Below are 7,335 nucleotides of genomic sequence, written 5' to 3'. Positions count from 1 at the left end.
GGCGAAGAAGGTGCCGGTACGCCCGGCGCCGGTCTGCACTTCGTCGGCGATCAAGAGGATGCCGTGCTGATCGCAGAGGGCGCGCAGGCGCTGCATGAAGGCCTTGGGCGCGACGTAGAAACCGCCCTCGCCCTGCACCGGCTCGATGATGATGGCGGCGATGTCGCGTGGCTCGGCATCGTTTTTGAACACCCGTTCGATGCTGGCGATGGCGTCGTCGACGCTGACCCCGTGCAGTTCACACGGGTACTGGGCGCGGAACACGCCGCCGGGCATCAGGCCCATGCCGGCCGAATAGGGATTGACCTTGCCGGTCAGGCTCAGGGTCATCATGGTGCGGCCGTGGTAGCCGCCGGTGAAGGCGATCACCCCGGCGCGGCCGGTGGCGGCGCGGGCGATCTTCACCGCGTTCTCCACCGCTTCGGAGCCGGTGGTGACCAGCAGGGTCTTCTTGGCGAAGTCGCCCGGCACCCTGGCGTTGATCTTCTCGCACAGCTCGACGTAGGGCTCGTAGGCCAGCACCTGGAAGCAGGTGTGGGTGAGCTTGGTCAGCTGTTCCTGCACGGCGGCGACGACTTTGGGGTGCAGGTGGCCGGTGTTGAGCACGGCGATGCCGCCGGCGAAGTCGATGAACTCGCGACCCTCGACGTCGGTGACCGTGGCGTTCTGCGCCCGCTCGGCGAAGATCGGGTGGATCTGGCCGACGCCACGCGGAACGGCGGCGGTGCGGCGTTGCATCAGGGATTCGTTGGTCTTGCTCATGCTGTCCTCATTGGCCGCTCATCGGTCGGCGTGGTTCAAGGATGAAATGACCGGGTTAGCGCGGCAGCAGCATACGATGATCGACTGCTACAGCCCTCCCGGCCATGGGGGAATAATTCTTTATGCCTACACCCTAACCGAGTGTAGCGAGCGAAGGTCAGACAAGGCGGCGGTGTCTGAAAAAAGCGGAGTTGGCTTTTGCCAATGAGCATTTTCCCCGATTCCGCCAACACCGTATCGCCAAAGCGCAGTAGCGACTGGCTAGATACCCAGGCACAGGTACTTGATCTCCAGGTAGTCCTCGATGCCGTACTTGGAGCCCTCGCGGCCCAGGCCCGAGGCCTTCATGCCGCCGAACGGCGCCACCTCGGTGGAGATGATCCCGGTGTTGACGCCGACGATGCCGTATTCCAGCGCCTCGGCCACGCGGAACACCCGCCCCAGATCGCGGGCATAGAAGTAGGAGGCCAGGCCGAACTCGGTGTCGTTGGACATGGCAATCACTTCGGCCTCGTCCTTGAAGCGGAACAGCGGCGCCAGCGGGCCGAAGGTTTCTTCCTTGGCGACCGCGGCGTGGTTCGGTACGTTGAGCAAAATGGTCGGCTCGAAGAAGTTGCCGCCCAGGCTGTTGCCACCGGCGACCAGCTTGGCGCCCTTGCCCACCGCATCGGCGATGTGTTCCTGGACCTTGGCCACCGCCTTGGCGTCGATCAGCGGGCCGGTGGTGATGCCATCGTCCAGGCCGTTGCCGATCTTCAACTTGGCCACCGCGACCATCAGCTTCTCGGCGAAGGCGTCGTACACCCCGTCCTGCACATAGAGACGGTTGGCGCAGACGCAGGTCTGCCCGGCATTGCGGTATTTGGACGCCAGGGCGCCTTCGACCGCGGCATCCAGGTCGGCATCGTCGAACACGATAAAGGGTGCGTTACCGCCCAGCTCGAGCGAGATCTTCTTGATGTCCTTGGCGCATTCGGCCATCAGCTGGCGGCCGATCTCGGTCGAGCCGGTGAACGACAGCTTGCGCACGATCGGATTACCGGTCAGCTCGCCACCGATCTCCGCAGCCGAGCCGGTGACCACGCTGAGCACGCCCTTGGGAATGCCGGCACGATGCGCCAGCTCGACCAGGGCCAGGGCCGAGAACGGAGTCTGCGAAGCCGGCTTGATCACCATGGTGCAGCCGGCAGCCAACGCCGGACCGGCCTTGCGGGTGATCATCGCCGCCGGGAAATTCCACGGGGTGATGGCCGCGGTGACGCCGATCGGCTGCTTGATCACCAGGATGCGCTTGTCGGCCTGATGGCCGGGGATGGTGTCGCCATAGACGCGCTTGGCTTCTTCGGCGAACCACTCGATAAAAGAGGCGGCGTAGGCGATCTCGCCCTTGGCCTCGGCCAGTGGCTTGCCCTGCTCCAGAGTCATCAGGCGACCGAGGTCGTCCTGGTTCTCCATCAGCAACTCGAACCAGCGACGCAGCTTGGTCGCGCGCTCCTTGGCAGTCAGCGCACGCCAGGCCGGCAGCGCGCGGTCGGCCGCCTCGATGGCGCGGCGGGTCTCGACGGCGCCCATCTTCGGCACCGTACCGATGACTTCATTGGTGGCCGGATTGTTGACCGCGAGGGTCTGGCCACTGTCGGCGTCCAGCCAAGCTCCGTCGATATAGGCTTGCTGACGGAACAGCTGGGTGTCTTTCAATTGCATGGCATTATTCTCCTTGATCGCGACACCCTGGCGTCGGACGGTTGTTGTTGGCACGATGAGCACGCGCCCCCATGAAGATGTTTTGACGGCCGCGTTGCTGCCTTCATATCAATTTTAGTCAATCGATCTAAATAGGATTGACCCGGACCGCACAGAGTTCCGAACGGTTTCGGCAATATCGTTTGAAATCTCAAACGAATCCTAGGGTCATGAGGGGTAAAGGGCAAGAGCCTGTTCGAAAAAATTAACGAAACATCCGATCAAGGGCTGTTCCGGCGAGTCCTCACACCCATCCGCCATGTGCGGACGCAATCACACAAAAACCGCCGGCATGGACGCCCGCCCACGAGATGCGTATGATTGCGCCCGCGCTGCACCAGTAGCTCAGCTGGATAGAGTACTGCCCTCCGAAGGCAGTGGTCGTGGGTTCGAATCCCGCCTGGTGCACCATATAAACGCAAAGGCCCCAGGTGAAAACCTGGGGCCTTTGCGTATCCGGGCGCATCCACCCGGCCGCTTTACTGTATCTGGTCGCCCTTGAGCAGACTCAGCAGCGCATCGGCATCCAGCTTGCCGCTGACCTCGCCGCCGCCCAGCAAGCTGTCGGCAAGGTCGCGCTTTTGCCCGTGCAGGGCGACGATCTGCTCCTCGATGGTATGTTCGGTGACCAGTCGGTAGATGGTCACCGGCCGCTGTTGGCCCATGCGGTGAGCACGGTCGCTGGCTTGATCCTCCACCGCCGGGTTCCACCAGGGATCGAGGTGGATCACATAGTCGGCGGCGGTCAGGTTGAGGCCGGTACCGCCGGCTTTCAGACTGATCAGGAAAATCTCGCCGATGCCAGCCTGGAAGGCAGCCATGCGCACTTGGCGTTCCTTCGGCGGTGTGGCGCCATCGAGGTACTGATAGCTGATGCCCTGCTCGTCGAGCCAGCCACGAATGATGCTCAGGTGGTCGACGAACTGGCTGAATACCAGCGCCTTGTGGCGGTTTTCCAGCAGCTCCTCGACGATTTCGGCAAAGGCGGCCAGCTTGCTGCCACTCAGGCCGCACTCGGGCATGACCAGGCTTGGGTGACAGCAGAAGCGGCGCAGACGGGTGATCTCCGCCAGCACCTGCAGCGACTTGCCCGGCGCCGTGCTACTCAACGTATTCAGGGCCTGCTGGCGCAGGGCCTCGTACAGGTGCATCTCTTCGCCGGACAACGGCACCTTGTAGGTGATCTCGGTGCGCGACGGCAGCTCGTCGAGCACCTGGCTTTTCAGTCGCCGCAGGATGAATGGCTGGATCAGGGCCTTCAACGCCTTGCGTGCGCCCTGCTCGCCACGCTCGATCGGCGTGGAGAAGCGCTGGGCAAAACGCTCCTGGCTGCCGAGCAGGCCCGGGTTGATAAAGCGGAACAGGTTCCACAGTTCGCCCAGGTGGTTTTCCACCGGAGTGCCACTAGCGATCAGCTTGAAGTCGGCCTGCAGGGTCATCGCCGCCTGCGAGCGTTTGCTCTGCGAATTCTTGATCGCCTGGGCCTCATCTAGTACCACGCTGGTCCAGTGCTGGCTGGCGAACGCCTGATTGTCCTGCTGCAACAGGCCATAGCTGACGATCACCAGGTCCAGCGGTCCCAAGCCATCGAGGTGACGGTTCTGCTGGTAGATGTGCAGCCTGAGCGTCGGCGCGAAGCGCGCGGTTTCCGCCTGCCAGTTGAGCGCCACCGAAGTCGGCGCCACCACCAGTTGCGGCCCGGCTGGCGCGCGGTGCAACAGCAGCGCCAGGGTCTGCACGGTTTTACCCAGGCCCATGTCATCGGCCAGGCAGGCGCCAACGCCCCACTGGGCCAGGCGGGCCAGCCAGTCGAAACCCTCGCGCTGGTAATCGCGCAGCTCGGCCTGCAGGGTGCTCGGCAGCTGCGGCTGGAAGTGCTTGAGCGATTCGAGTTTGTCCAGGTGCGCTTGCCAGCCGGCATCGGCCTGAAACTCCCCGGCCTCTTGTGCCAGGCCGGCCAACAGTGGCGCGGTCAGCAGATTCAGACGCAGACCGTCATCGCCGACCCGGTCGGCCAGATGAGCCAGTTCGTCCAGACGCTTGCGCAGGCTGTCACTCAGGGCCAGCCAGTCCCGTTCGCCAAGCTTGAGGAAGCGCCCCGTGCTGGACTTGAGCAACTCCAGAAGCTGGCGCAGGTGCAGCACGCGGCCATCGTCCAGCTGCACTTCACCACTGAGCACGAACCAGTCACCCTGCTGCTTGAGCCCGAGCTTGAGCTGGCCCATGCCCGGCCGCGCCTTGATCCGCATGCGCTCACCTTCCGGCCAGACGCATTGCAGCCAGTCGCCCTCCAGGGCCTGCAACTCGCTCAAGACCTGCAAAGCATCCTGCGGCTCGGCCAGTTGCCACTCCTGACCATCGCTGTCGGCCTGGGCGAGCGCCGGGCAGGCCTGCAACACCCGCTGCAACGAGGCGGTTTCCGCGTGCAGGTCGCGACTGGCCTGCTGCGCTTTACCGTCCAGCTCACCGAGTACGTTCTCCAGACCATGACCGGGTTTGAACCAGCTACTGCTGGCCAGCGGTCGCACCAGCAATTGCAGGCGCAAACCCGCCTCCAGCGGCAGCAGGTGGGCATACAGGGTATTGTCGGCGGCAATGCTGTCGAGATGGCCGGCCAATTCGGGCAGGTCCGAGTGGATCGGTAACAGTGGTGCGATCGCACCGATGGCCTCGACCAGTTGCGCCTTGGCGGCCTGCGGCACACTCAGGCCATCGCCGACTATATCGGCGATCTGACGCAGCTCACGACTGATCGGATAAACCAGCAGGCGCGTCGGCGTCTCCTTGCGCAGCAGCACGCCCGGACTGCCCTGCACACCATTTGGTTCGAGCTTGAGGTGGATCTGCGCGCCCTGCGACTTGAGCTGCAGGCTGACCTGGCCGAGCAGCAGATCGATGCGCACATCCGGCGCATCGGCCCAGAACAAGGCCGGATGTCCGACCAGGCGGAGCAAGGCCTGCTCGGCAGGCAATTCGTAGCGCGCTCCGCCATAGTAGTAATCGCTACCGAGCTGGATCTGGCGAATGGTCTGGGTATCCTGCTCCAGCAGGAAATCCAGACTGTCGCCGTCCTCGAACAGGCGCTTGAGCGCCACGGCGCGCCCCTTGCTCCACTGGCCCTTGGCGCCGAGCTTCTGCTCACGTGGCTCGACACTCAACTGATAAGGACTGAAGGTAATCAACCAGGCCAGTCGCGCCGATTTCTGGGCCTGCGTCGCCCCCAACTCGGCCCTGCCCGGTTTGAGCATGGACAACGCGGTCAAGGCATGCTGCCAGGCTTCCTGGCGCCGATAGAGACTGACCAGCGGCACCAGACCGGCCCGCTGATGCCAGTCCGGCTGGCGGCTCGACGGGGCAAACTGCTGGGCCAGCAGGGCATCCAGCTCTTCACCGAGCCAGTGGTATCCCGCCTCCATGAGCTCGTCGCGAAAGCCAGCGAGTTGCTCGCGCCAAACCGGCTCGCGAACCACATCGGCATCCGCCCAGTACAACCCCAGGGCCAGCAGCAAGCCATCGAAGCCATTGAACGCCAACGCGCCACTGAAGTCCTGATCAGGCCGCCGGACACTGGCCTGTTGTTGCTCGACCAGCAGCTGCAGCGCCGGGTAAGCCCGGCCGTAGTACTCTTTCACGCCCAAGCTGACGGCCTGCTTGAGCGCCGGGTACAGCTGCTTGTCCGCACTGGCCAGCAACAGCAGGCAATAGAACCCATTGAGTATCGGCGGCAGCTCGACCTTGCGCTTCTTGCTTTGCCGCTTGATCGCCTTCATCCACTCCTGCATCGCCAACAAGGCTTGCGCATACTCGCCACGCAACACCTGGAGGATGAACTGCTGCATGAATGCCAAGCCACCCTGCCCCAGTGCTTCATACTGCGCCCAGTCACCACGCCATAGGGCCTGCAACATCAGCTGCAAGGCCAAGTCCGGGCTGGCCGAAGAGTTCGCGAGCAAGGCCAGGCCCTGCCGATAGGCCTCTTCTGCCGGCTGCAGATGCCAGTTCACCTCGCCCAGATAATCCTCCAGGAGCAGGCTCTTGACCTCATGTCTGAGCCTGGCAAACACCTGCTTGCCCGGTTCGTCGGCCAGCAGTTGCTGGCAGGGCGACTCCCCGACCAGGCTATGGCGTAGCGAACTCGACTGCAGCAAAGCCAAACCCTGCTGCACCTCATCCGCCTGCCCCCCCAGAATGGCCAGCCACAGACTCAGCCGCTGGTTCGCCTGACTGGGTATATCCCAGGCACTGCGGGGCGGTGCGATGCTGCTGCGCAGCGCCTGCAGCCAGCTGTCTTTGCTGACGTCGCTATTGAGCTGCTGCAGCACCAGATTGCGCCGCTCAGGCGGCAAGCAATAGGGCTGCCCACCACCGCCTAGGCTGACCCAGTCGAGACGGTGCAACATCGCCAGTATCTCGCTCAGCGCCGGGCCGTCCATCGCCCGGGTTGAGGAACTGCGTACCCCCATCTCGCGCAACTGCTCGAGCAAAGCGGTTTTATGCTTGCCCGGGAAGGACAGCGCCAGCACATAGAGCACCGCCTTGTAGGCATCCGGTAGGGCGGCAAGCCCGGAAGGGGTCGCGGGGGCGGACATCGGCAAACTCCAGCCTCAGAAGGAAAAACAGACGCGCGATATTAACAAAGTGCAGGCTTGCACAACCCGAAGGCCGCCTGCACCTGGTCTTTTCGACGCACAAAGACAAACCCCCCAGCTGCTTACGCAGATGGGGGGTTTGGAATATAAGCTTGACGATGACCTACTCTCACATGGGGAAACCCCACACTACCATCGGCGATGCATCGTTTCACTACTGAGTTCGGGATGGGATCAGGTG

General features: G+C 63.5%; 3 protein-coding genes, 1 tRNA gene and 1 rRNA gene. 1 reads left to right on the top strand and 4 read right to left on the bottom strand.

Features of this window, described 5'->3' with window-relative positions:
* Together ABZE94_RS18805 and gabD are read right to left on the bottom strand one after the other, a co-directional pair.
* Positions 1 to 762, bottom strand: a 762-nt coding sequence (locus ABZE94_RS18805) for an aminotransferase class III-fold pyridoxal phosphate-dependent enzyme (protein WP_372877352.1), incomplete at its 3' end; no start/stop codon positions are given.
* Between the two features lie 261 nt (positions 763 to 1,023).
* Complete coding sequence (gene gabD / locus ABZE94_RS18800) at positions 1,024 to 2,466, bottom strand: NADP-dependent succinate-semialdehyde dehydrogenase (RefSeq protein WP_372877350.1); 1,443 nt, start codon at positions 2,464 to 2,466, stop codon at positions 1,024 to 1,026.
* Positions 2,467 to 2,839: 373 nt separating this feature from the next.
* Here gabD and ABZE94_RS18795 point away from each other — a divergent pair.
* Positions 2,840 to 2,916, top strand: a tRNA-Arg gene (locus ABZE94_RS18795).
* A 68-nt stretch (positions 2,917 to 2,984) separates the two neighbouring features.
* On the opposite strand, the gene ABZE94_RS18790 is transcribed toward ABZE94_RS18795, so the two are convergent.
* Both ABZE94_RS18790 and rrf read right to left on the bottom strand, forming a co-directional pair.
* Positions 2,985 to 7,094: a DEAD/DEAH box helicase gene (locus tag ABZE94_RS18790; RefSeq protein ID WP_372877348.1), complete on the bottom strand. Its 4,110-nt coding sequence runs from the start codon at positions 7,092 to 7,094 to the stop codon at positions 2,985 to 2,987.
* A gap of 150 nt (positions 7,095 to 7,244) precedes the next feature.
* Positions 7,245 to 7,335, bottom strand: a 5S ribosomal RNA gene (gene rrf, locus ABZE94_RS18785); the annotation flags it as partial.

This window comes from Pseudomonas sp. (assembly GCF_041601375.1).
Classification (GTDB): Bacteria; Pseudomonadota; Gammaproteobacteria; order Pseudomonadales; family Pseudomonadaceae; genus Aquipseudomonas.
This window is presented reverse-complemented; position numbering and strand designations above follow the sequence as displayed.